This is a genomic window from Paenibacillus sp. FSL R5-0345, assembly GCF_000758585.1.
GTDB lineage: Bacteria > Bacillota > Bacilli > Paenibacillales > Paenibacillaceae > Paenibacillus_AQ.
The window spans coordinates 5,814,555-5,839,175 of record NZ_CP009281.1; the positions used below are offsets into that span (position 1 = coordinate 5,814,555).

General features: G+C 43.9%; 24 protein-coding genes. 2 read left to right on the plus strand and 22 right to left on the minus strand.

All coding sequences use genetic code 11. The features are described from left to right. Positions 1-9: 9 nt before the first annotated feature. Positions 10-1,104 (plus strand): GerAB/ArcD/ProY family transporter, encoded by a 1,095-nt coding sequence (locus tag R50345_RS25515; protein ID WP_042130989.1) that lies wholly within the window; start codon positions 10-12, stop codon positions 1,102-1,104. Then, a complete protein-coding gene (locus R50345_RS25520) occupies positions 1,101-2,228 on the plus strand; it encodes a Ger(x)C family spore germination protein (protein ID WP_052414739.1) in 1,128 nt (375 codons plus the stop codon). The genes R50345_RS25515 and R50345_RS25520 overlap by 4 nt, the downstream gene beginning before the upstream one ends. A gap of 17 nt (positions 2,229-2,245) precedes the next feature. On the opposite strand, the gene R50345_RS25525 is transcribed toward R50345_RS25520, so the two are convergent. From R50345_RS25525 to R50345_RS25630, 22 genes are all read right to left on the minus strand, one after another. After that, positions 2,246-3,049 carry a YwmB family TATA-box binding protein gene (locus R50345_RS25525; RefSeq protein WP_231573933.1) on the minus strand — a complete coding sequence of 268 codons (804 nt, stop codon included), beginning with the start codon at positions 3,047-3,049 and terminating at the stop codon, positions 2,246-2,248. A gap of 171 nt (positions 3,050-3,220) precedes the next feature. Beyond that, positions 3,221-3,874, minus strand: a complete 654-nt coding sequence (locus R50345_RS25530) for a response regulator (RefSeq protein ID WP_036685532.1) — start codon at positions 3,872-3,874, stop codon at positions 3,221-3,223. 18 nt (positions 3,875-3,892) lie between these two features. Continuing rightward, positions 3,893-4,927 carry a sensor histidine kinase gene (locus R50345_RS25535; protein WP_042130991.1) on the minus strand — a complete coding sequence of 345 codons (1,035 nt, stop codon included), beginning with the start codon at positions 4,925-4,927 and terminating at the stop codon, positions 3,893-3,895. A gap of 30 nt (positions 4,928-4,957) precedes the next feature. After that, the gene (liaF, locus tag R50345_RS25540) at positions 4,958-5,605 is read right to left on the minus strand and encodes a cell wall-active antibiotics response protein LiaF (RefSeq protein WP_042130992.1); all 648 of its coding nucleotides are present in this window, start codon (positions 5,603-5,605) and stop codon (positions 4,958-4,960) included. A gap of 286 nt (positions 5,606-5,891) precedes the next feature. Next, complete coding sequence (locus R50345_RS25545) at positions 5,892-6,596, minus strand: PspA/IM30 family protein (protein ID WP_042130993.1); 705 nt, start codon at positions 6,594-6,596, stop codon at positions 5,892-5,894. A 2-nt stretch (positions 6,597-6,598) separates the two neighbouring features. Further along, a complete protein-coding gene (locus R50345_RS25550; RefSeq protein ID WP_231573936.1) occupies positions 6,599-7,081 on the minus strand; it encodes a PspC domain-containing protein in 483 nt (160 codons plus the stop codon). After that, positions 7,065-7,742, minus strand: coding sequence for a PspA/IM30 family protein (locus tag R50345_RS25555; protein ID WP_042130994.1), 678 nt, complete (start codon positions 7,740-7,742; stop codon positions 7,065-7,067). The genes R50345_RS25550 and R50345_RS25555 overlap by 17 nt, the downstream gene beginning before the upstream one ends. Before the next feature lie 44 nt (positions 7,743-7,786). Then, a complete protein-coding gene (locus R50345_RS25560) occupies positions 7,787-8,089 on the minus strand; it encodes a LiaF transmembrane domain-containing protein (RefSeq protein WP_042130995.1) in 303 nt (100 codons plus the stop codon). A 228-nt stretch (positions 8,090-8,317) separates the two neighbouring features. Further along, positions 8,318-9,340: a sensor histidine kinase gene (locus R50345_RS25565; RefSeq protein WP_042130996.1), complete on the minus strand. Its 1,023-nt coding sequence runs from the start codon at positions 9,338-9,340 to the stop codon at positions 8,318-8,320. Between the two features lie 2 nt (positions 9,341-9,342). Next, complete coding sequence (locus R50345_RS25570; protein ID WP_042130997.1) at positions 9,343-10,020, minus strand: response regulator transcription factor; 678 nt, start codon at positions 10,018-10,020, stop codon at positions 9,343-9,345. A 265-nt stretch (positions 10,021-10,285) separates the two neighbouring features. Beyond that, positions 10,286-11,071 carry a nucleotidyltransferase domain-containing protein gene (locus tag R50345_RS25575; protein WP_042130998.1) on the minus strand — a complete coding sequence of 262 codons (786 nt, stop codon included), beginning with the start codon at positions 11,069-11,071 and terminating at the stop codon, positions 10,286-10,288. Positions 11,072-11,316: 245 nt separating this feature from the next. After that, positions 11,317-13,815, minus strand: a complete 2,499-nt coding sequence (locus R50345_RS25580; RefSeq protein ID WP_042130999.1) for an ABC transporter permease — start codon at positions 13,813-13,815, stop codon at positions 11,317-11,319. Further along, the gene (locus tag R50345_RS25585; RefSeq protein ID WP_042131000.1) at positions 13,815-14,489 is read right to left on the minus strand and encodes an ABC transporter ATP-binding protein; all 675 of its coding nucleotides are present in this window, start codon (positions 14,487-14,489) and stop codon (positions 13,815-13,817) included. The genes R50345_RS25580 and R50345_RS25585 overlap by 1 nt, the downstream gene beginning before the upstream one ends. Positions 14,490-14,706: 217 nt before the next feature. Next, positions 14,707-15,534: a MetQ/NlpA family ABC transporter substrate-binding protein gene (locus R50345_RS25590; protein ID WP_042131001.1), complete on the minus strand. Its 828-nt coding sequence runs from the start codon at positions 15,532-15,534 to the stop codon at positions 14,707-14,709. Positions 15,535-15,605: 71 nt separating this feature from the next. Continuing rightward, positions 15,606-16,268: a methionine ABC transporter permease gene (locus tag R50345_RS25595; protein ID WP_042131002.1), complete on the minus strand. Its 663-nt coding sequence runs from the start codon at positions 16,266-16,268 to the stop codon at positions 15,606-15,608. Further along, positions 16,261-17,022: a methionine ABC transporter ATP-binding protein gene (locus tag R50345_RS25600; RefSeq protein WP_081954281.1), complete on the minus strand. Its 762-nt coding sequence runs from the start codon at positions 17,020-17,022 to the stop codon at positions 16,261-16,263. The genes R50345_RS25595 and R50345_RS25600 overlap by 8 nt, the downstream gene beginning before the upstream one ends. 373 nt (positions 17,023-17,395) lie before the next feature. Continuing rightward, positions 17,396-18,793, minus strand: coding sequence for an ADP-ribosylglycohydrolase family protein (locus R50345_RS25605; RefSeq protein WP_042131003.1), 1,398 nt, complete (start codon positions 18,791-18,793; stop codon positions 17,396-17,398). 3 nt (positions 18,794-18,796) lie between these two features. Next, complete coding sequence (locus R50345_RS25610) at positions 18,797-19,750, minus strand: nucleoside hydrolase (protein ID WP_042131004.1); 954 nt, start codon at positions 19,748-19,750, stop codon at positions 18,797-18,799. A 44-nt stretch (positions 19,751-19,794) separates the two neighbouring features. Beyond that, the gene (locus tag R50345_RS25615; RefSeq protein ID WP_042131005.1) at positions 19,795-20,733 is read right to left on the minus strand and encodes an ABC transporter permease; all 939 of its coding nucleotides are present in this window, start codon (positions 20,731-20,733) and stop codon (positions 19,795-19,797) included. Further along, positions 20,730-21,776 (minus strand): ABC transporter permease, encoded by a 1,047-nt coding sequence (locus tag R50345_RS25620; protein WP_042131006.1) that lies wholly within the window; start codon positions 21,774-21,776, stop codon positions 20,730-20,732. Before R50345_RS25620 ends, R50345_RS25615 begins: the two co-directional genes overlap by 4 nt. Continuing rightward, complete coding sequence (locus tag R50345_RS25625) at positions 21,769-23,331, minus strand: ABC transporter ATP-binding protein (protein WP_042131007.1); 1,563 nt, start codon at positions 23,329-23,331, stop codon at positions 21,769-21,771. Before R50345_RS25625 ends, R50345_RS25620 begins: the two co-directional genes overlap by 8 nt. A gap of 102 nt (positions 23,332-23,433) precedes the next feature. After that, entirely contained in the window at positions 23,434-24,573 is a 1,140-nt protein-coding gene (locus tag R50345_RS25630; RefSeq protein ID WP_042131008.1) for a BMP family ABC transporter substrate-binding protein, read from the minus strand. Between the last annotated feature and the right edge of the window lie 48 nt (positions 24,574-24,621).

The following is a 24,621-nucleotide window of genomic DNA, read 5'->3' on the forward strand; positions in this document are numbered from 1 at the left end:
GTTATAAGAATGACTCAAAAAGAAAAAATGATAACGAGGGGGCAGCTTTTCTGCTTTATGATTCAAGCCCAAATCGGGGTTGGCATTCTGTCTCTTCCCTTCAAGCTTAACGAAGCGGCCAAGGGTGGAGGAGCGCTCTCTGTTTTGATTGCGGGCATCATTACCCAACTTGTTATCATTCTTCTATGGGTTCTGCTGAAAAATTTCCCCGGACTCAACTTATTTTCTATATGTTTAAAGCTCGGAGGTCCAATTATAGGTAGAATACTTATAATCGCTTACATCAGTTACTTTGTTCTGCTTGGCTCCAATATTATGTTCAGTGCGGTGGAGGTGCTGCAGAGGTGGATTCTGCAATCCACACCAAGATGGGCTATATTAACCCTTTTCTCGATCATGACTCTCTATTTGGCAAGAGAAAAGCTTACAGTGTTGGCCAGATTCTATACATTGGCAACATTTCTTTTTGTTCCGCTTATACTATTTGTCAGCTATGGTTTAACTCAAGCTCATTTTGAATTTATGCTCCCCCTTCTGGAGAATGGGTTCTGGAATGTCGTGAAGGGAGCACAGGAATCAACTAAATCTATGTATGGTTTCGAAATGATGATGATCGTCTATCCGCTTTCCGAAGGTACAAATAAACAAAAATTAATGACCATTAGTCTAGCCAGTTGGTTCGTAACCCTGCTCTATGTCTTTGTGGTATCCACCTGTCTGATGGTATTTAACTCTGAGCAAATCAAAATCATGCCCGAACCCGTCATTTACTTAGTAAAATCTCTTAACTTTTATATCGTGGATCGTGCAGATATCCTGTTTCTGCCGATTTGGGCCATCACGCTTGTTTGTTCTATTGTTAGCTACTGCTATGCAGCATCCATTGGACTCAGTGTTTTATTTAGTCGAAAAAGCCATAAACATTTTGCTCCGTTTGTAAAAATCATTTCTTTTATGATCGCACTTGCACCTGTAACTCCTGCAGGTGTACATCTTTTTGATACGGCCGCTAACTATGCGGCCTATGTGTTTATTGCCGGATTATCGATGTTATTGCTGATGATTTCCCTATTTATGAAGAGAAAGCCAGGTGGTCTTGCATGAAGTTTGACATGAAATTCAAGTCGCATTTACTTTTAATTGCCCTTGTTTCCATCTGTCTTACTGGATGTTGGGACCGGGAATATTTGAAAGACCTGCATCTGGCTTATTGTGCTGCAATTGATTATACAGAGAACGGAGAGATCAAAGAAACCATCGAATTAATCATTCCCCCCGATATTGAGCAGAAAGCTACCAAGAATGAAATCCATTCGAGTATCGGATCGACTGTGCGCAATGCGAGCAATCAATTGCGAAATAAAGTTAGGGGAAACATTAGATTTATTAAATATGGGTTTGAGCTTATGGGAAGGACTACGGCTGAGCGTGGCCTGTACCCTATTCTGGATGTGAATTACAGGGATCCAAGCAATCCAACATCCAACGTTCGGCTAATTATTACGGAAGGAGAAGCTGCCCAAATTCTTGAACAAAAAAAGGTTGGGGAATTAAAGATCGGTGAATTCATTAAGCAAAAGATCGATAGTCTGGAAGAAATGAGTATTTTTCCAAAAGAAACGGCAGATACCGTGTTCCGATCCCTGATGGATCCAGGGCATGACTTTGCTCTTCCATATCTAGGCAGAGATGGGGGCGAAATAATCACGAAAGGGGTAGCTCTCTTTCATGACCAGAATTACAGCGGAATGTTGAACCCCGATCAGTCAATCATGATGGTTCTGCTGATGGGACAACAGGGGAAAAATGCCCGCTTCACTAAGAAACTTGATTTGGGACATTCCGATGATATTCGGAATTTCATTACTATTAATGTGGGTTCAAAAAAAATAAAGCGGCAATTCAAGGTAACCATTGCTGATGATGAAAGCATTGATGTAAATTTGGGCTTGGAGCTGCAAGCCGTCGTAGAAGAGTTTACCGATGTACTCGACGAGAAAGAACTTAAAAAAGTCAGTCAAGATCTTTCAGATTTACTTACAAAGGAAGCCAAGACAGTTGTTAATGAAATCCAAAAGGCAAACTGTGATATCTTTGGTGTAGGAAGAAAACTTATTGCTTATCATCACAATGTCTGGAGCAACAAAAATTGGTCTGAGGATTACCGGAAAGTAAAATTCCATACCAAGGTTGATGTTAAAATTGTAAGTACGGGCATTCTACAATAGATCCTTGATTGGTCTTTTCAATATTCTATTGTTATTAATGGTAATCCAATCGTAACGCGGCTGCTGCCCTCTTTTGCATCCTGATGAATAGCTGCCTGTAGGACTACCTCGTGGTTTCCGCTGATTACGGAATGCAACAATGCCGATGTGCTATAAGTATGGCTGGCTGTTGTTTCGTCTTCGTAGCTTTCCTGTACTTTAAGATCGGGCAGCTGTGCGTACATATTCTGCTCCGTTAACAGTAGAGCCTTCTGAGGATGCTCCTGCTCCTTCGCAGCCCCCTGAAGCGAGGTATTCCATTCCGCTGTGATGCCGACCTTCTGTAGTTTCGCGCCAGCCTCTTCTGCTTCAGCTTGCAGATCCGGAGTATTTAACAAATCAGGTGTCTCCAGGGTTACAATCACATAACTACGTCCGTTTCCCAGCTCACTCCAGAACATGGTGGTTTGCAAACCGGCTCTGTCGGCAGACGAACGGTAAGTAAGATGTTCCCCCCCGTCTTCCCGGCTTGTTTCTCCCAACCCAAGATCATCGGATAGGTTAGTTGCAGTGACACCAGCCTCTAGACCATCACCATTGAATTCTCCCTGCCATTTTAAAACTAAACGAAGAGGGGATCCGGGTACTGTAACACTTTTACCAAGGGAGGTCAGGAGAGGAAGTGACTTTTTCAATTGGGCGATCTGGCTGCTCTCTTTTTCACCTTCGCCCCGAAAACCTGCCAAAAGTAACGCAGTACAGCATAGAATAAATACCAGCAACATTCCTTTAATACCGCTTTTTCGGCCTGCATCGTGTCTCTTTCCCTTACTTTCTTCCACATACCCCACAATCCAACACCCTCTCAATCCGGTCTATTAATCTACTAAACAGGATGTCCACTTTACAAGATTTTATACGGAGACAAGTATTTTCATATACTCGTGCACACAAAAAAACCAGCCCTTCTTACTCTGGCCAGTTCTTGTACTCACACCAATTGGGATATCCAATTATTCAGCTAGTCCATTTTTATATGCATAAATTGCTGCTTGGGTTCGATCTTCCACACCCAGCTTCGCGAGAATATTCGTTACATGAAATTTCACAGTTTTGATCCCAATAATTAGTTGATCAGCGATATCCTGATTCGATTTACCTTGCGCCAGCAGACGTAATACTTCCATCTCGCGCTCGGTAAGCTCTTTATAAGCAGGGGATTCACCCTTGGCATTGTTTCGAAAACGATTCATCATTTTTGAGGCGACTTGTGACTCGAGTACAGACTGCCCTCTTGCCGCAGCGCGTATGGCATCCGCAACTTCACTAGCTCGCGAGGTCTTTAATAGATAACTAAACGCACCCGCCTCAATCACCGGATACATTTTTTCATCATCCAGATAGCTTGTTAACACAATCACTTTGATTTCGGGATATTGCTTCATTAATTGTTTTGTCGTTTCAATCCCATCCATCCCGTCCATTACGAGATCCATCAGGACTACATCCGGATTGTACTCTTGTGCCAGGCGGATACCTTCTTCTCCACTTCCAGCTTCACCTACAACTTCAATCCCGTCTTCAGTCCCAAGTACAGCAGCTAGTCCGATCCGTACCATTTCATGATCATCTACAAGTAATACCTTAATGGCTTCCTCCATCTCCATGGTCACTCTTTCCTCCTATTATTCATTGACTAACGGAACGGTTATTTCAATCCGCATTCCTTTACCCGGAGCGGTAATAAACTGAATGGAACCCCCGATTTCATTCATCCGCTCCTGCATGTTCGACAAACCGTAGGAAGTTTGTTTACTCTCATCCAATTCAAAACCAATCCCATCATCACGGAGCGTCAAACGAACCGTATCTCCTCGCCGATGCAGTCTGATTTCCATCTTCTCTGCTTTCGCATGACGAAGCGTATTGGAGATTGCCTCCTGCACAATTCGGAATAAGTGATTCTCTACCCCTTTTAACAATTGTACATCAGGATCCATCTCGAACACGATTTCAATCGGAACCTTAACCTTAAGCTCCTTGATCAACTCCTGCAGCCCCTGCGCTAATCCCTTACCTTCCAAATAAACAGGTCTCAAATGCAGCAATAGTGCTCTCATCTCTGATTGCGCTACAGCAGACATTTCTTCAATAAGTGCAATTTGCCTTTGCGCCTTGTCAAAATCCTTCTCCAGCGTCCGGCCTACAGCCGTGGCGGTCATAGAAATCGCGAACAGCTGCTGGGAGACAGCATCATGCAATTCACGCGCAAGCCGCTGACGCTCCTCCATAATAGCAGATACTCTGGCCTGTTCCGCGAGCTTTGCGTTATTTGTAGACAAGCGCTGTAGCGTTGTCACTTGGTTTTCCCATTTTCCGCTGATTCGGCCCAATTGTTCTCCGAGCCTTCCCAGCTCATCGTCACCCAAGTCAGGCATAGATAGCGTTAGGTTGCCCTTCTCCCACAATACGAGGGTTTCTCTCAAGCGTTCCAACTTTCGCTTTACACGAAAGCTCTGATAGAACCCAAAGCCAACTCCGAACCCCATGGGTAACAGAATTAGTGTGAATGCCGTGCGTAATCCAATCATCCAGCTTTCAAAAGGCTTCAAATAGCCATATGTATACATGGTGTACAATATCACAAGCAGCATGACAAAAGAGAACAGAGCCCCCTCACCCATACTGCGTGACATCATGTTTTTGTTCTTTTTTTCCATATGGGGACCCTCCCTTCTGTATCAAACTAATCAGGATAATCGCACATCCAAATCTCCCATCAAATAAGACACACTAAACTTCACCTTATATTCACTGCTATCATAGTTAGGGGATTTCCAATTCAGACGGTTCAGCATACCTGTATCGCGCCCATTACCGAATTCAATCGATCCAAAAAGCACAAAGGCTTCAATTTCCACACCATAATCATCCGACAATTGAATGTCCATATCACCAAAGATCCCTTGAAACAGCATAACTGTTTCTTTTTGCTCCGCCATAGCCAGCGAAAGATCAAGATCAGCTTCCCCGAGGATATGCCATGAACTAAGACTGTGCATCACCCAAGGTGAGCGATCCCAGTCAAATCTAGACGAGAAGTTCTGCTTCTGCATAAACCCTTCCTTACGCTGAACTCTTTTGGATTTAGTAAAAAACATTCCCAAAGAGATCAAACAAATCCCCAGTACGAGCACTAAATGATCCAGCAAAAGCAGTATAGCGCCAATTCCGAGCAGCTTATAACCCTGCTTCACCTTGCCTGACGTTGTACGGTAGACCCCTAGAAGCAGGAATAGAAGCGCGACAATGGAGAAAAAGCCGAGCCATCTACCAAAAATCATCATGCAGCCAACACCGATCAGTCCGATGGCAATCAAACGGTTTCGTTTATCCATTTCGCACCTCCCAAAAGTTTTGCTAAGCAAAACTTTCTTCAATAGTATCCGTGAACTAATAGTCACTCCGAGGAATGTTTGGACTTTCGTTCGCTGTTGCTCCTACAGTTCCAAACTTCCTCTCCCTGACTATTCACCGGATTAAAGTTAAAGTTTTGCTTCGAAAAACATACTCAGTAATATATTATAGCCAGCCGCTATAAAAGCCATATCGGTATGGAGATCCATACCGTATGGCTTCTTCTTGTCCAGCATATCATATCTACTTAAGTTTTAGGAACAGGATTTATTCTTCTTTTTTGTTTAAAGAAGGAGCCGCTGGTGTATCATTCAGCTTGCTTTTCAATGCAGCCAGTTGCTCATCCACTTTCAGTTGCTTCTCAACATCCACTGGTTTAGTGTAAGCCGCGGATGGGCTGTAAGGTGCACGCAGTACATCTGCTTCTGCTTCAAGCTGCATAATTTTTTCTTCCATCCGGTGGAATCCGAGTGAGGCACTGCCACTTTCGATGGAATGTACACTGCTGATTTGCGACATTTGTTTCTTCGCTTTAGCCATTTGAGCACGGGATACGAGCTCGTTACGCTTGTTGCGCAGCTTGTAGAATTCATCCTTCATATCGTGCAGCTGTCCTACCAATTCCTTCGCTTGCACTTCAGCTTGAGCGTGAAGATCGCTGTATTCCGCTTGTTTTTGATCGAAGTAGATTTTTTCCTCCAACAGTTTGCGAGTCACTTCTTCTTGGCCGTTTTTCAATGCCAGTTCAGCTTGTGCTCCGCGTTGTGCAGACATTTTTGCTGCTTCTTCCACGCGTTGCTTCATGCGGCGTTCGTTCGCCATTTGTTTAGCAACTGTAACTTCAGCTTCGTGAATTTCAGCCTCCATATCGCGCAGATATTGGTTAAGCATTACGATTGGGTCCTCTACCTTATCCAACAAGTCATTTACCGACGCCTTAGTCATATCTTTAATTCTTTGAAATACTCCCATGATTACAATTCCCCTTTCTCATATTTAGACAGTTTTTGTTTTAGTTCTTCTACTTCTTTTTGCAGAGCCTTCTTCTCGATATCCTTCATCATCGCATCCAAACCGGAATCCGGAGCGGAATATGCGTTATTCTTCTCAAAATTAGGATTGTAGTTAGGTTGGCGTCCATAAGATCCATGTCCGCCATGCGGTCCGTGTCCATGTTCGGGTCTACCTGAGTAAGGACCATCGAATGGACCACCAGGTGCACCAGGGCCTGGTCCGAAAGGATTATAATGCGTAGGCTCCTTCGGAATAACCAATGCTGCAATGAAATACACTGGAATCACGGCGCCTCCTGTAAACGGAATGCTGACCAGTAACAGAATCCGGAATAGCGTGGAATCAATACCGAGTGTCTCAGATAATCCACCTGCAAGACCCGTCATCACTTTATCTCTAGTTGAACGATACAATCGACTCATAGCGCTACTCCTTTCCACCATTGTTCAGTTTCTCCTTTAAGCGAGCCATTTCTCTTTCGAGTACGGTTGCTACAGTCTCACCTGCTTGCACAGCATATTCCTGTCCCATGCGCCGCACATCGCGGAGGCTCTTCGCTTCTAATTCCCAATCTGACATCCGATCTTCCAGACGTCCGAACATTTTGGGAACATCACCACCGTTGCCATAAGCACTTGCTCTTTGATTCATACGTTGCTGTAGTCTCAGCGACTCCATCCGTGCTGCATAATACTGACGTTTGCTGTACACCGTCTGATACTCTATTTTCAGCTCATTCAGCTGTCCTTCAAGTTCAAACAAGGATTGCTTACTTTGTTCAAGTAGCCCGCTGTACTGCTCCAACTTTTCCTCGTGGATAATTTTTTCTTGTAAAGCCAGCTTTGCCAGATGATCTTCGCCCGCTTTTAGTGCGAGTAGCGCCTGTTCCTCACGTTTGTTTCGCATGGCAGTCGCTTGATTCACTTGCTGCTGCAGTTGCTTCGTATGGGAAGCGTATTGCTGATACAATCTTTCAGCTTCACTGATTTCCTCACGAGTTGAATGTAGAAATTGATCAATCAGCTTCACAGGATCTTGGCTTTGCTCCAGACGTTCATTTAAATTAGCTACGGTAATATCCCTCATGCGACGAAAAACACTCATAATCTCCTGCTCCTTCCCTGCTTCTTATTTAAGTACAATCCTTCTTAATAAGTACCATTTCTTCTACCCTTTAAGGCATACACGCCCCATACGATCAACGCCACACCTAGCAGTGGTCCGATGATCCAGGAAAGCTTCGCGATCAAGGTCATGACACCAATGAACATTAATACCCAACCGATAATCTTGCGTCCGCTCTTAATCCCATAGTACCCGAGAACAACCAGCAATACTGGGAACAGTAGTCTGAAAATACCGTGAATCAGAGGAAGCGCTAAACCGAGCAGCATTACCGCACCAATCACAATCAGTACAACCGCCAATCCGTTTCCTTGTCTTCTTTGCATTATTTTCTCACCGCCTTTCGTTGTCCTTAACCTTATAGCCTTATTCTAGAGCAATTCGCAGACTTTCAAAACAGACCAACGACGGTTTTTGGTACTGGACCTTAGTCGAGGTAGCTGTGCGACTGCAGACCACTACAGGGCTAGCAAAGCACTTTTCCTCAATGAAATCGCAACTTTAATGAGAAAAAGCCCCAATTTCGGGGGCTAAGCCTTCGAGTACATTCAGAATCAACGTATCGGCAAAAATATAGAAAAAACACTCCCTTTACTTAGCTCTGATTTCACCTTTATATATCCACCCTGCTCAGCAACAATTTTGCGGGCTAAATAAAGCCCAATGCCAACACCTTCAGTTCCATTGGAACCCGCTCCTCGATAAAACCGTTTAAAAATGTCATTGATCTCAGCGGAAGGAATTCCGATTCCACCATCGGCAACATCAATCCTTGCAAACAGATCATACCGCTGAAGTGTAATCCTAATACTGCCGGGCCCAAGTGTATATTTCAGAGCATTATCGATGATGTTATAGATAGCCTCCCCCATCCATTTTGGGTCATGTTGCAGCGCAATCCCCTGATCCGCTTCCAGTAAAATCTCTATATTCTTTTGTTCAGCTGCTGGAAATGCCTGTTTGATGGCTGACAGCACGGTGTTCTCAAGATTAAGCTTCTCCGCATGGAGCTCTATAATACCGGATTCGAGCCGTGATAACTTGATCAGATTCTCCATGAGCCAAGATAACTTCTCAATCTGGCTTCCCATATGGCGAGTAAATTCACTGCGTTTTTCAGCGGGGAGCCCTTCATCCATCAGAAGACTGTTATACATTCCTAAATTAGCTAAAGGGGTCTTGAGTTGATGAGAAATATCAGAAATTAATGTTTTGACCTCCTGACTCTCTTCACGGTAACGCTGCTTCTGCGAAGACAACAGCTCAGATAGCTGAATGACCTGATGCTGTAATTTGGAGAGTAGTGTATCCTCCTGCACCGGGAACATTTGAGTCATTTGTCCATTGATAAGCTCTTGAATCAATCCCGACAATGATGATAGCGTGTTTAGCATTTCTTTACGAAGTGCGAGCACAAAACTTATAAACAGCAAAGCCATCATGCCAACAAACACCATAGCTCCTATAATTACAGATCGCTCAGGCTTATAATAGATAAGCAAAGAGCCGAACAAAGCCACAATAACAGCAAAAAGGACGAAAGAGCTCCAAATAATTTTTGAAAAAGGGTTCTTCATCCTTAATCTCCCCATGTGTAACCAATGCCGAATACGGTTTTAATGTATTGACAATCTTTAGGATCATCCTCAATTTTAGCGCGCAGCCTACGAATGTTTACGCTTAGTGTATTCTCATCCACGAAATTACCTTCTATATCCCATAGCTTCTCCAGCATTAACCTCCGGGTAAGAACCTGACCCCTATTCTCGGTTAAGATGGCAAGTAGGCGATACTCATTGGTGGTTAGTTTGATCTCCTGCCCATATTTGTAAACCTTCATTTTAGCTGAGTTAATTGTAATAGTCTTATATTGAAACAGCTCCGAGCTTCCATCAGTACCTGTTCGTCGAAGTACAGCTTTCACACGTTGTAAAAGAACGACCATACTAAACGGCTTTGCAATATAATCATCTGCACCGAGCCCAAATCCAGTGACCATATCCTGCTCAGTATCGTTGGCAGTCAGAAAGATTACCGGGATGGAGCTCATTCGCCGAATTTCCTGACACAGTGCAAGACCACTCCCGTCTGGAAGATTAATGTCCAAAAGGACCAGACCGAGGGTCTGATCCTGAATTTTAGAAGCTGCTTGTTGATAAGAGTAGGCTTGAATAATATTAAAGTTTTCTTTTTCAAGCATGAACTTTAGCCCCTCGTTTAAGAGACGGTCATCCTCTACAATTAGAATGGTTGTCATTGAAATTCACCTCTATACCTATCATTGTAACAAGCAGAGGAAGGCTATGCTGTAAATTAATTAGCTCTATTTGTCAGCAGAAAATAAAGTATTAGACGGGATGGCTTTATTCCACTTGGGTTTTCTAATTGTCATACCGTTAGACTCCATAAAATAAGTTATAGACTGAGCGTTGAAATTGAAACAGCGACAGCCAAGGACAAGAAAATAAAGTTCTAGACTGTCGCTGTTTTATTGAACAAACGTGTCCCGTTAGCGGAACAGTTTATAAATCGAGAACCGGAACCGGTCCGTCCATCCAGTTCAGCTGGCTATCCATCATAAACTGAACCGACCAATGATGCTCTGCCTGATACCAGTTATTAAATTCCACAATACTCTCGTACAGATTCTCGACGGCTTCCGGCGTTCGTTCTTCCAGTACCCGATGGACGTCCGCCAACAAATTCTCCGGCTTCTTTTCAACCCCTTCCAGAACCTTTAAGAACCACTTATAAGAAGGGAACAGCGTTTCGTTGTGTACCAAAATCAACCTACCTGCGAAAAAGGCATAGTGGGTCAAACAGTAGTCGATTAATAAACGATTGTTGCGTTTCAGTCCTTCGTAATAATACCATTTCCAGGTTTCGAATTGTGCATAGAACTTCTGCATGTTCTCTGCCTTTTTCTCCACCGGATATCGGGGAGCGTATTGGACCAACTGTTCCAACCCCTCGATATTGGAATAGGTGACGAACGCATCCTGGAATGCGAACTTAGCAGGATCGCTGCCGGATTCGGCCACTTGCTTGATGTAGGAAGCGGATACAACTTTCCCGTCCACGTAACCGCCTTCATAAGAACAGGATTCCGTTTCGAAATACCCAAGATTATGGATGGAACAAGCTTTTTTGTAATCCTCTTCAGAAAGGACGATCATAATGTCGATATCAGAGGTTTCGTTGGCAAAGCCATGCGCCACGGAACCTCCGATGATGATCCCTTGTACGTCGGGTCTGGCTTTAAGCTTGTTGGTGATGGCATCAATGGCAGCTTGATGATGGGGATACATAATACATCAACTCCGATAAAATTAATATAAGAATTAATTAGTAAGCAAATACGTTAATCATAATTAAATAATATTCCACTTTTGAAATTCCCGCAATCCCCCGAATGAATCAATCGTCTTATAGATAACTGCCCGTTAGCGTAATGGGACGTTACCAGTCTAATTATTTATTTTCTTAGTCTATAACTTTATTTTTAGAGTCTAACACTTTATTTTTCAGTCTAGAACTTTATTTTCTTTTGACACTATTCCATTTGCCGCAGACGTTCCACAATGCTGTCCTTTTTAATTTGCTTGTAAGCAATTAGCGGAACACTCAGGCAAACCGCAAAAACGAGTACAATTGCAATAGAAAGCGGAAGGGTTGGGAAGCTAAACACAGCATAAGTAGCTTCTTGGCTAAACAGGCTATAAGCACCGTAACTGATTAATGTGCCTATTGTTGAGATTAGCAACGTCGATAGGATCGCATAACCTGCCCCTTCATACAGTAACAGCTTTCTCATCTGCTTAGAGGTCATCCCGATACTCTCCATCACTGCGAATTCCAGCTTCCGAGCTACAACACCTGTATACATAATATTTACGTAATTCAAAATTCCAATCAGAGCTAGAATGAGCGCAATTCCGCCACCCATAATGTAAAAGGTTAGCTTAGCCGATTCCATGAACTTTTCCATATACAGCTTCGACTCCAGCTTCAGCTCACCATCTCCGCCGATGAGTCCTTCCAATTGATCGGTAATCTGCTTCCAGTCTTTTGGATCAGCATTAATATACACTTTACTTATAAGCGGGTTACTCATGAATTTCTTTATAGCAGTTTGGCTGATATAGACATTCGGAGCCACAAAATGTGAAGATCCCAGTGAGCTGAAATCACCAAGCCCTCCAATTTCGAAAGATTGTGCGGCCTCGCTTTTTATAGGACTGATTTGAAATGGATCTCCAACCTTAAGACCACCGAGACTAAAATTGTCCAGCAAGGCAATCTCACCTTTTTCAAAACGTTCCATATCTACAGTAAACCCTAATTTCTCCTCCAACTTTCTGACCTGATCTGAGTCTAACCCGGTAACACGGGTCATTGAGAACATCCCTTGCCCCTTAGCCAATTGTTCATCAGCAGGGCGTTCTGTGTGATATGATTTTGCAAATTCATCTACATACTTTCCGAATACCTTAGGGTCATATTTCATCTCAGCCATTCCAATATAAGCCTTGAAGACCTCTTTTACTCCCTTCATATCCTGAATTTCCTTGATCATATCCTCTGAGATCTTGGCCTTCTCTTCCCCCTCAAATCCAAAGGACATCGTCTGATTCGACAGCGTGAAGTCATTATCCATATATTCCGATATAAAATGATCTGTACTCATACTAAGCACAAGTGTATTGATTACCAGAAAAGTCGTCAGCCCAAGAAATAAAGAGAGAAATACAACCATTGCCCGTTTCTTCACTCTGAAAATATTTCGCCAGGCCAGTCGATGCAGCTTAGAACCGCCAGTTCCACGCTTCTTCTTAGCTTTAACCATCGTCCCTGTATATCTTACTGCTTCTATTGGAGAGACTTTACCAGCGATGGAGGCAGGTTTAATAGCACTGAACATGGTGGTCAGCCAAGCAAACAACGCAGCTCCAATAAAGATTAATGGGTGAAACGAAATCTCCACACCCGTATCCAATTCAGCGGTACTCATAGCCAGCGGAACAAGTACGAAAGAAGTTACAGCTCCTGCGGCAAGTCCCAGTGGAATTGCTATAAGTGCTAACCTTGAGGCTTGAGCTCTGACTATTTTTTTAATCTGCCGCTGTGTAGTTCCTAGCGTTCTAAGCAGACCGTAGAACCTTGTATCCCGTGAGACAGAAATGTAAAGCACATTATAAATCAATAAATAACCGCTCAGCATAACAAATAGTATTATTCCGGCGTATCCAATCAAAGTCGCTGTTCTGTCCGAAGAGGTAGTAGACCTGTAAGAGACTGGTTCAAGCTTCTGACTTTCTCCCAAAGTGATATCCTGTTGCAAACGTGAGAGGAGTTCATCCGTATTTTTCTCATGAAAAAGAATAGTGGCATTTTTGGGATTCTTAAGATCTACACCATGAGATGTAGCAAAAGCCCCCGATACCAGTAGCGCTCCAGTATTTCCGGTACGGACATGACTGTAATCGGTAAACCATCCACTTAGTATGAAGGTGTTGCTCTCTTCCAATTTCACCCCATCGCGGGTAACGGAGTAAGTTAACGGCAAGCTCATACCAATCTTTGGAGCATCTATCCCCATCGACTGTAATATCCATAAAGGAACAGCGATTTCATTTTCCTTCTCTGGATATGTCCCCTCTAGACCATCGATTACAGGCTTACGCATGTCCGTCCATTCAGTAGAGTCATACCAGAGCAGAGCTAAATTAAGATCTCCTATTTCTGGCGTATGGATCACATTACCTACTCTGGACTGAAGTCCGATGGACATAATATAGGAAAGTTCCTTTAACTTGTTTATTTGTTGTTCTGACGGGGAGGTTAAGTAGGCATTGGCCATCGTCCCGGTTATTTTTAATTCCTGCATTTCGAAGGTTTTGTAGTTGCTCAGCCCAATACTAAAAAAAGAAGTAATGAGCCAAGTGGTGAGAATTATCGCCAGAATCACAAAACGATTTCGAGTCCGATTGGCTTTCAGACTTCTACTCGTCAGCTTTTTAACAATAGGCTTATTGCTGTTTGGAAACATCATCACAATGTCCCTCCAGTAATTTTACCGTCCTCTATCCGGATGGTCCGGTCTGCAAGCTGAGCAATCTCTTCATTATGAGTAATCATTAGAATCGTCTGATTAAACTGTCTGCTCGTTACTTTGAGTAATCCAATGACCTCCTGGCTGGTGATGCTGTCCAAGTTTCCTGTAGGTTCATCGGCTAGGATAATGGAAGGTTTTGCAGCCAAGGCCCGTGCTATAGCTACTCTTTGCTGCTGACCCCCTGAAAGCTGACCGGGGAGGTTGTCCAACTTTTGCGAGAGTCCTAACGTATTCACAATATGATCCACGAATTCCTTATCTATCTTGTTTCCATCCAGTTCAATAGGCAACACAATATTCTCGTATACATTCAGAATCGGCACCAGATTATAGTTCTGAAATACAAATCCGATCTTTCTTCTTCTAAATACCGTCAACTCGTCATCCTTCATTCCGAAAATATTTTTACCATCTATGATCACCTGTCCATCAGTTGCTCGATCAAGTCCGCCAAACATATGTAATAGCGTTGATTTCCCGCTTCCTGATGTCCCGACAATCGCTATAAATTCACCGTTATTAACTTCCACGTTAATTCCATCCAATGCCTTAACCAAGTTAGTTCCCTTACCGTAATGTTTCGTGAGATTAATCGCGCTAAGTACTGCCATATTCACATCTCCATTCCGCTTTGTTATTCTACAACCCATTATATCTAGCAGTTCTTACATTCTAGTGACACACTAAAATATCCCCACAAAGTGGGGCTTTGCTTCGATGCAACCTCAGGTACTTTGTGAGGGCCCCCAATATATGCTTTCTGAATGCAAAAAAAGACTTGCCCATAATGGACAAGTCTCATTGAATTACTAATTTAACTATTTAAGCTTATTTAAAAGCAGGCAATGCGATATCCGCATAATTATCTTCAAGGAATTTCTTCACTTCAGGGCCGCTAATCCGTTTAGCTAGCTTCTGAATCGCATCAGAGTCCTTGTTGTCTTCACGCGCAACCAAGGTGATTGTGAATTCAGAATCGGCACCTTCAGTAATCAGTGCATCTTTCTTCGGCGTCAATCCAAGCGGGCTAGCATAAGCCGGAGTCATTGCCACTAGATCGCCATCATCCAGCATACGAGCCAACATCAATAGATCTACTTCCTCAAACTTAAACTTTTTTGGATTCTCAGTAATGTCTGCTTGTGTAGCTTGAATACCTACGCCTTCTTTTAGCTTAATAAGATCAGCTGCAGCGAACATTTGTAAAGAACGACCAATATTCGATGGATCATTAGCCATTACTAGCGTTGCACCTTCAGGAAGATCAGCTACATTCTTGTAACGCTTGGAGTAACCACCGTAAATAGCGTCATATACAGGCTGTACCTCTACCAGATTTGAGCCTTTGCTTTCATTAAATTGCTTCATATAAGGAACGTGTTGAAAAAAGTTAGCATCTACCTCTTTATTCGCCAAAGCCTCATTAGGCTGTACATTGTCAGATAGCACAACGATTTCAAGATCAATGCCATCTTCCTTCAGAAGTGGCTTCACAATATCCAGAATTTCCGTCATTGGTGGAATCAAAGTAGCAATCTTTAATTTCGTTAGCTCATCGCTACCTTTTGCAGAATTGTTCTCTGCTGCTTTATTAGAGCCACAACCCGCTACGACCAATACCATTAACATAAGCACAACTATCATTGATTTTTTCATTACTACAACTAACCCCCAGTTTATATATTCAATCATTTTGTATTACAAAATTTGATGTACGGGTTGAACGATTAACGCTTATCTAACAGCCGTGAGATCGTACCTCCTGTGAATTGAACCAACTGAACCAATATAATCATCACGATAATCGCATAGACCATCACTTCAGTCTCAAAACGCTGATATCCATACCGGATCGCAAAATCACCAACCCCGCCCCCTCCGACAACCCCCATTACGGTTGAGTATGAGATAAAACTAATCGTAGAGGTAGTGAGACCGAGCACTAGCCCCGAACGTGCCTCAACATACAGGAATTTAAAGATCAACCCTAGCTTCGAAGCTCCCATAGACAACGCCGCCTCTATGACTCCTTTAGGAACCTCCAACAAAGACTGCTCCACCAGACGGGAGTAATAAGCAATGGCAACAATGGATAACGGAACCGTGGCTGCCATGGTTCCAATCGCAGTTCCGACTAGGAAACGAGTGACCGGAATGAGTGCAACGACAAGCAGCAGGAATGGAAACGATCGGATAATATTAACAATGCTGTTGAGCACCAGAGATAATGCTTTATTCTCATAGAGTTGACCTTTTCGGCAAAAAAACAACAACGTCCCGAGCGGAAGGCCAAGCAGCAATGCGGCACCGACAGAAATACCGACCATGATAAAGGTTTCCCCGATCGATTCCCACATCTGTGCCTGATATTGAAGTACACTATCAAACATGTATTTCCCCCGCTTTACCCAGAATTTGATCCCGGTACGAGCCAGTACGAACTGCAGCAGGTCGGAAATCACCGTCTTCGCGAGAGAAGGAATCTACGATTCGTCCATTTTCCATCACGGATACGTGAGTGCATATGCTTTTGACAACATCCATCTCATGCGTAACAATCACTACTGTAACCCCGAGACTTGAATTAATATGCTTCAGGACGTCCAGAATATCCGCAGTTGTTCCTGGATCAAGGGAGGAGGTGGGTTCGTCACATAGCAATAGTCCTGGACTGTTCGAAAGCGCCCGGGCGATCGCCACACGTTGTCGTTGTCCTCCGCTTAGCTGTGCAGGATATTGCGCTGCCTTATCTGCCAATCCGACAAAATCAAGACATTCCTTTACCCGTTTCATCCGTTCACGCTTCGGCACCCCTGCCAATTCCAATGGAATCGAAATATTGCGGCTTACCGTGACGTTATTGACCAGATTAAATTGCTGGAAAATCATCCCAATCTTTTCCCTAGCTTTCCGTAGTTGTTTACTCGGCATTTCGATTAAATTATACCCTTCTACGGTAACTGTTCCTTGATCTGGCTTTTCCAGCAGATTAATCAATCGCAGCAGCGTGGATTTCCCTGCCCCGCTTTCACCAATGATACCGTGAATCGATCCTTTCTTCACATCAAGCGATACATCATCCACAGCCTGATACATGCCGTCCTTCAGCTTGAATCCTTTACTCACCCCACTCAGCGATAGGATTGCAAACTCCCCCTTCCTTTCCATTTATTCTGAAACCCTCTAAGCCAAGGTTTGTACTATAATTATTTAAAAACTGTTTTACTAAAAATCTCTTTAAATAATAAGGCATTTTATGTTCTGTGTCACCATTTTTATTTAAATGATATATCAGTAAAAAGGATTACTGTATAAAATCCCTTTGCACCAGGCTATTTTCACATGTTTAACTACCAAATAAATGACTAAACTTAATCCCTCTTCAAATCAGGATTCTCCTGTTACCTAACTCCTAAACCCCTGTTGCATCTATTTCAAGAACTAGGTCACCACGAAAAAAAGGATGCTTAAGCACGGTGGCTTAAGTCATCCCTTAATTATTTTGCGTATCCCTGATCTAAAACTTTCCGCCGAGCTCCTTGCGAATCTTCAAGAACACCTGATAGCTGCGTTCCGCGCATTCCGAAATCGCTATCGGATGAAACCCGGGTAAATCTGCATATAGTGTATCATGGAGCGGTTCAACCCATGTAGCCGGCAACACACTTGCTCCAAGCTTCGCTCCCATAATCGACCCCACTGTAGCTCCATTACAGTCTGTATCCATTCCTCCGTATACGGAAGTAACGACCGCTTTTTCGAAATCATTCCCGCCATAGACCAGCGAAGCAGCTACAAGGGCAGCATTATTATTGGTATGCACCGCATCATAGTGGCTGAATGTATCCCAAATCTTACTCACCAACTCACGCTCACTCTTAGCATTGTGCGCAATATCTATGCCTCGTAGTACATCACTTGCCAGACGACTAGTACTAGGGATCTCACTAAGACCAATCTCTAGGATACGCTCGTTATCTTTTTCAGCAAAAGCCGCCGAAATCATCGCTGCATTAAACATCTCGCCATAGATCCCGTTCTTCACATGTGAAAAAGAAGCATCGCGCCAGCCTAGCTCCGCCGCAAGCTCAGGATGGCCTGCCGCGCCATACGCCAGTCCGTCTGCGCGTATAGCCGCACCAATCCACTCCCGGTATGGATTTAAGTGCATCCGCACTCTTTCCTGCCGCGCCAGCCAATCCGCAGGCTTCTCACCATGTAAATGAGATGTCTCCTGCGCAAAATTCATATACGACTGTGTCTCAGCCGTACATACCTGAGCATATGTCAGATGTTTATGCCAGAGCTTTCCGATATCCCAAGAATCCCAATCCAGTCCTTTCTGCTCCAGCAGCATAAGGCCCAAAACCGTGTAACGAATATCGTCATCGCTTTCCATAAACTTGATTGTCTCTTGGGTACTAGCATAAGTCCAATCACTTAAACCAAGACCATATTCTGCCTCTGCCCGTGAATGACCAGGCGTATAGCCGGTAATTGGCCATGCATCCGCACCTCGGAACCACAGCTCAATATTCTCCCAGCCCGGGCGTCCATCTTTACCGTAGAGGTAGTCCCAATACTCCAGTGGTTTTCCGAGTGCACAGCCAACACTTCTACCCAGCCAAGCACCATAGAACTTGTCTCTCCACTCCGCCTCGCTCCATTCTGGATGCAGCTTACGTGGACCTTCTGGACGTAGACGACGAATCTCTTCCAGTGAAGACGGCTCTTCATAAGGAAAGTCCTCAGCAACCGTGAGCTCCATCAACTCATTGTATACTTGCATCAGCTTAATTTCATCGGCACCTGCAGCAGCTAGTTTATCCGCGAAGCCGTCAATCTTGCAGCCTTCTTCTCCACGCTGAACCAATTCAAACTGAACCGTCTCCTGAAGTCTCTCCCATCCTGCCATAGGTTAGTTCCCTTCAGCCGCAAGCAGCTCTTGATCTAGCTTTTCCAGTGAATCAAAGATCAGTTTCATAAATGCTTCCCGGTCTACTCCCACCAGAACTTCTACATTTGCTGGGCGAACCGTCTTCTTTCGTTTGTCTGCAACCGTCATTCCACGTGTTAGCTTGCCTTCTGTCTCCACCGTTACATACAGATGCTCGGATTCAAACAGTTCAGGGTGCAAGAGCCAAGCTACTGCGCATGGATCATGCAGCGCACTGCCAACATAGCCCATTTTCTTTCCGTAAATCGAATAGAAATCTAGCAGCTCTCCGACCATAGTGGACACTGGCCCACGCTCTTTCAATGCTACGATCTCATCCTCGAAAATCGCTGCCTTATCGGTCACATCCAAACCACTCATCGTGATCGGAATACCCGATTCAAACACGATACGAGCGGCTTCAGGATCTACATAGATATTAAATTCCGCAGTAGAGGTTACATTTCCATAAGAAATTCCTCCGCCCATTAATGAGATCTTCTCAATTCTGTCTTTAATCTCCGGATATGCTGTAATTAATAGCGCAATATTCGTTAAAGGAGCCATCGGTACGAGCGTAATTTTCTCCTCCGAAGAACGGATAATGTTCAGCATAAATTCCACAGCGCCTTCTTCTACAGGGCGGAATTTACTTGGCGGCAATAGTGGGCCGTCCATGCCAGATTCACCATGCGCTTCCTCACCTGTAACAAGCTTGCCGAACAGCGGACCCGCAGCCCCTTTGGCTACAGGAATATCCGCATTCACGAAACTGATCACTTTAAGTGCGTTTTCTGTGATTTTATCGAGGATCTGGTTTCCTCCAACCGTTGTAATCCCGCGCAGATCCAGCTTCTCCGAATTTGCTATTGCAAGCAGGATTGCGATAGCGTCATCATGCCCTGGATCGCAGTCAATAATAATAGGTGTTCGCATAGTCATTCACTCCTTAGTTGTATAAATCCTCGTTACTCCTATCGCTATTTCACTAGCGGGCTCTTTAGCTTTTTGTTCTTCTTCCGTGTCTCAGATACAGCATAAATCACTAGTCCAATTACCGTTGCTACATAAGGAAGCGTCGCGATCAGTTCTGCAGGAATCTTCAGGACTTGTAGCGCATTCGACAAGGCGTCTGCCGTACCAAATAATAGAGAGGTTAGCGCCGTGCCTACTGTCGTACTTCTACCCATAGACTCTGCGGCAATCGCAATCCAGCCCCGACCAGCGATCATATCGCGAGTGAACAGTGACAGGTAACCCATCGACATGTAAGCCCCGCCCAAACCAGCGAAAAATCCACTAAGCAGCAAAGCCATATACTGTATTTTCACAACACTTACGCCTACAGATTGAGCAGCATGTGGATTTTCACCCACTGAACGAATGCGCAGACCAAGCGGTGTACGGTTTAAGAGATAGTAGACAACAAACACAGCAATAATAGATACATACGTCAAAATGTGATGACCTGATAGGATAGGCCCAAGCACCGGAATATCCTTCAACAAAGGAATCTCTACACTAGGTAGCACTTTACTTGCCAGAGAAGTAGAAGAACCCTTGTCTCCGCTAAGCAGATAAAGAATAAACACGGTTCCTCCCGAAGCGAACATATTAATAGCTACGCCGCCGAGAATGATATGTGTTTTGAATTTCAGTGTGAAAAAAGCTAATATTCCAGCGATCAATGTTCCGGACATCACAGCCCCAAGTAAACCTACCCACGCGCTATGCGTGTAGCTGCTTACAATGACGCCAGCTAAAGCCGCGACAAGCATGATGCCTTCCATACCGATGTTGATGATACCCGCTCTATTAGAGATTAACGCTCCAAGCGCAGCGAATAGAATCGGTGTTGTCACTCGAAGGACAGAGAAAGCAAAGTCAGTCGTAAAAATCACATCAAACAAACTGTTCATGCTTCCTTCGCCTCCTTCAAGAGCATCCGATTTTTCCAGAACTTCAGGAATTGCTCAGCCGAAATCAGAAGAATGATAATTGCCTGTATGATAGAAATCATCTCAGAAGGTACATCAGACAGACGTGCCATCATATCGGCTCCGATCCGGATATATGCAAGGAACAATGCAGCACCGATTACGGATAGCGGATTATTCTTGGCTAACATCGCTACAAGAGCACCGTCTAAGCCATAGCCTGGTAACGAAGTCCATTGGAATCGGTTATACATCCCTAGCACTTCTACGGAACCACCCATCCCCGCAATAAAACCAGCAATCAAGTGAACCAGTATAATAACCTTCGCGGTCTTCATGCCTGAATAACGTGCAAAGTTCCGGTTGATGCCTGTCATACGCAGCTCGTATCCCCATTTAGTCTTGTATAGAAATAGATGCGCTGCAATAATAAGCACGATAACGATGATCAGTCCGGTATGAATACGAGTGCCAGGTACCATCTTACTCAGCAGTGCCGTTTTCTCGAATTTGTAGGATACATTGGCGAACGCTTTTGCATCACGTAAATGATAGTTCAGTAGATATAAACCTACTCCAAACAAAATATTATTGAACATCAAGGATGTAACCAGCTCATTGGCATTCCATTTGGCTTTGAGGATCCCGGGAATTGCAGAGAGCAGCGCCCCTACAATAGAACCCGCAGCAATAGCTACGATCGGATGCAGCCACCCGTCCAGCGTTAAATGAATAGCCAACACGGAGGTTACAACACCGGAGAAATAGAAAATTCCTTCAGCGCCCAAGTTGAACATATTCGCCCGGAATAACAAGGAAACTGCTAGCCCTGTGAACATGAGCGGAATAGCCATCTCAATGACGTTACCGATATGACCTTTACTGGATAACGGCTCAAATAGGAATATACCAATCGTCTTCACCGGCTGATTACTGACCAATGAGATGATCAGAAAAGCAATGGCGAGTGCAATAACGATTACCGCCGATGTTCGAATGTATTCAAAATATTTTACTTTAAACATGATTTACGGCCCTCCTGATGTGCTCCTCGTCCTGTCGATGAATCCCTAGCATATAAAGCCCTAATTCTTCTTCACTAACCTTAGAAGGCTCCTCGAAAAAGGCAACAATCTTTCCTTCATACATCACTAGTAGACTATCGCTGATCTCTAAGATCTCATTTAAATCTGCTGACACTAGCAAAATCGCACAATCGTCTGAGCGTAGCTCCAAAAGCTTCTGATGTATGAACTGCGCTGCGCCTATATCCACACCCCGTGTCGGCTGCTCTGCAATAAGCAGTTGCGGTTCAGTAGAACACTCTCTAGCTACGACAACTTTCTGCATGTTACCACCTGATAACATACCTATTGGCTGAGAAGGTCCAGAACAGCGGACTTTAAATTCCTCTACAAGTGATACGGCTAGCTTAGCAATTCGTGATCCATTCAAAAAAGGACCTTTATTCATTTCCTTTGTACGATACTGAGTGGACAGCAGATTATCCGCTATGCTCGCATCACTAGCTATCCCTTGATGCATCCGATCCTCTGGGATATAAGAAACACCCAACTTACGAATATCCAAAATATCCGATTCTCGAATATCCTTTCCCTTCACTAGCACAGAACCCTGGCTTGAAACCCCTCTTAAGCTCCCTGTAAGAGCCTCAATGAGCTGTGTCTGCCCGTTTCCTTCTACACCAGCAATCCCGACGATCTGTCCTCCGCGTACCGTAAAATTAATATCTGATAGCAACGCTTTGCCGTGTGCATCATTTACACCTAGACCTTGCACAGTGAGCACCGCCTCACCAATAGACAGAATCTCCTTGTCATATTTCAACACAACATCTCTACCCACCATGAGTCGGGAAATTTCTTGCTCCGTGACATCCTTCGTTTGGAAGACACCTTCACTACGTCCACTACGCATAATCGTAATTCTGTCGCAGATCGCTTTCACTTCTTTCAACTTGTGTGAAATAAACACAATCGTATGTCCCTGCTCTCTTAATTGCTTAAGCTCACGGAACAATTCTTCTGTTTCCTGTGGGGTTAACACCGCGGTCGGCTCATCTAGAACTAGGATTTTCGCACCACGCAGCAACGCCTTCAGGATCTCAACCTTTTGCTTCATACCAACCGTAAGATCCTCCACTTTTGCTTTTGGATCCACTGCCAGATTGTATTTTTTCGCAGTCTCTTCGGTCATGCGCACGGCTTCAGCATAATTGATGCCGACTCCCTTACGGGGCTCCATGCCCAGCACCATGTTCTCTGCTACCGTAAAAGAAGGAACCAGCATAAAATGCTGGTGAACCATACCGATCCCTCTATCAATGGCATCCTGAGCCGATTGCAGCTTCACTTTTTCTCCCTTGATATAGATCTCACCTTCACTAGGCTCTTCCATGCCGAACATGATCTTCATTAAAGTTGATTTACCCGCGCCGTTCTCGCCCGCAATCGCGTGAATTTCTCCCTCACGTAAAGAAAAATGCACGTCTTTATTTGCAACGACGCCATTGGGATACACCTTCGTAATTCCCCGCATTTCCAACAGAGCTTTGTTCATCGGTCTCAACGCCTTTCCACTTGGAGGTCTGCAAAAATATACAGCTGGAATTCTTCTAATAGAAGAATCTCCAACTGTAGGTTTATCACTTTATAGCTATACTTAAGGCTTAACTGCGTTACGAATGGCTTCTACTTCTGAGGTTTCCATTCCCATCGCGTTATCTACTGTAATTTCTTTATTGATCAGCTTTTGCTTCACTTCTTCAACTTTAGCCTGAAGATCCGCTGGGAAGACATTTTTATATATCTCATTCTCTGCAATGCCTACACCATCATCTACGAAGCTCAATACATCACGTTTACCCATTTCCAGCGTACCCTCTTGTAATTTCTTCACGGCACCCAGAATAGCACTATCAATCTTTTTAATAGAAGAAGTAACGATCAAGTTTGCTTTTTCGCTATCTGTTTCATTAAGTAACATCGCCTGATCAGAGTCTACGCCAATAGCATATTTCTTCTTCTCTTTAGCTGCATCAAAGATCCCAAGACCTGTACCCCCAGCTACGTTAAAAATAACATCCACACCGGAGTTATATTGAATCAGTGAAAGCTCCTTACCTTTAGCCGGGTTAACGAAATCACCAGCATACGATACAGCTACCTTCACATCAGGATCAACATATTGAGCGCCCTGAATGTAGCCAACCAAGAAAGCGTTAATCCCTGGAATATCCATACCGCCTACAAATCCGATCACATTCTCAGGATTAGCATTAGGCATATCGGATTGTGTAGCTAGCGCCGCTACAGCACCTGCTAGAAAAGATACTTCATTAGTCGCATAAGACATGTTGTACATGTTCTCTGGTGCTTCATCTATATCGGTATCATAGTTAATGAATTTTTTGTCTGGATATAATTCAGCCGTTGCATTAAACATCTCTGTAATTTCCGATCCGCCAGAAATAATAACATCCCAATCCTCAGCGGCGATATCGTTAAACGTAGGCTCCCATTTCGTTTTATCGACACCCATTTCTACAACCTTTGTTTCTGCACCCAGTTCATCCTTAACCTTTTGCAAACCGCTATTCGCAGAGTCAAAGAAAGATTTATCTCCAAGCGTTCCTGGAATCAGAAGCACAACTTTGAGTTTATCTCCTGAACTTGTTTCTCCACCTTCAGCTGCATTAGATCCTGCATTCGTGGAAGATCCATTACTCGACGTATTATTTCCACAAGCTGTGACCATTACCATTACTACTAGTAACAACAAAGAAAGAACTTTCTTATTCATTTTTCTATTCCCCCTATTTATAGTTGGTTAGTAATTTGAGAGATTCTC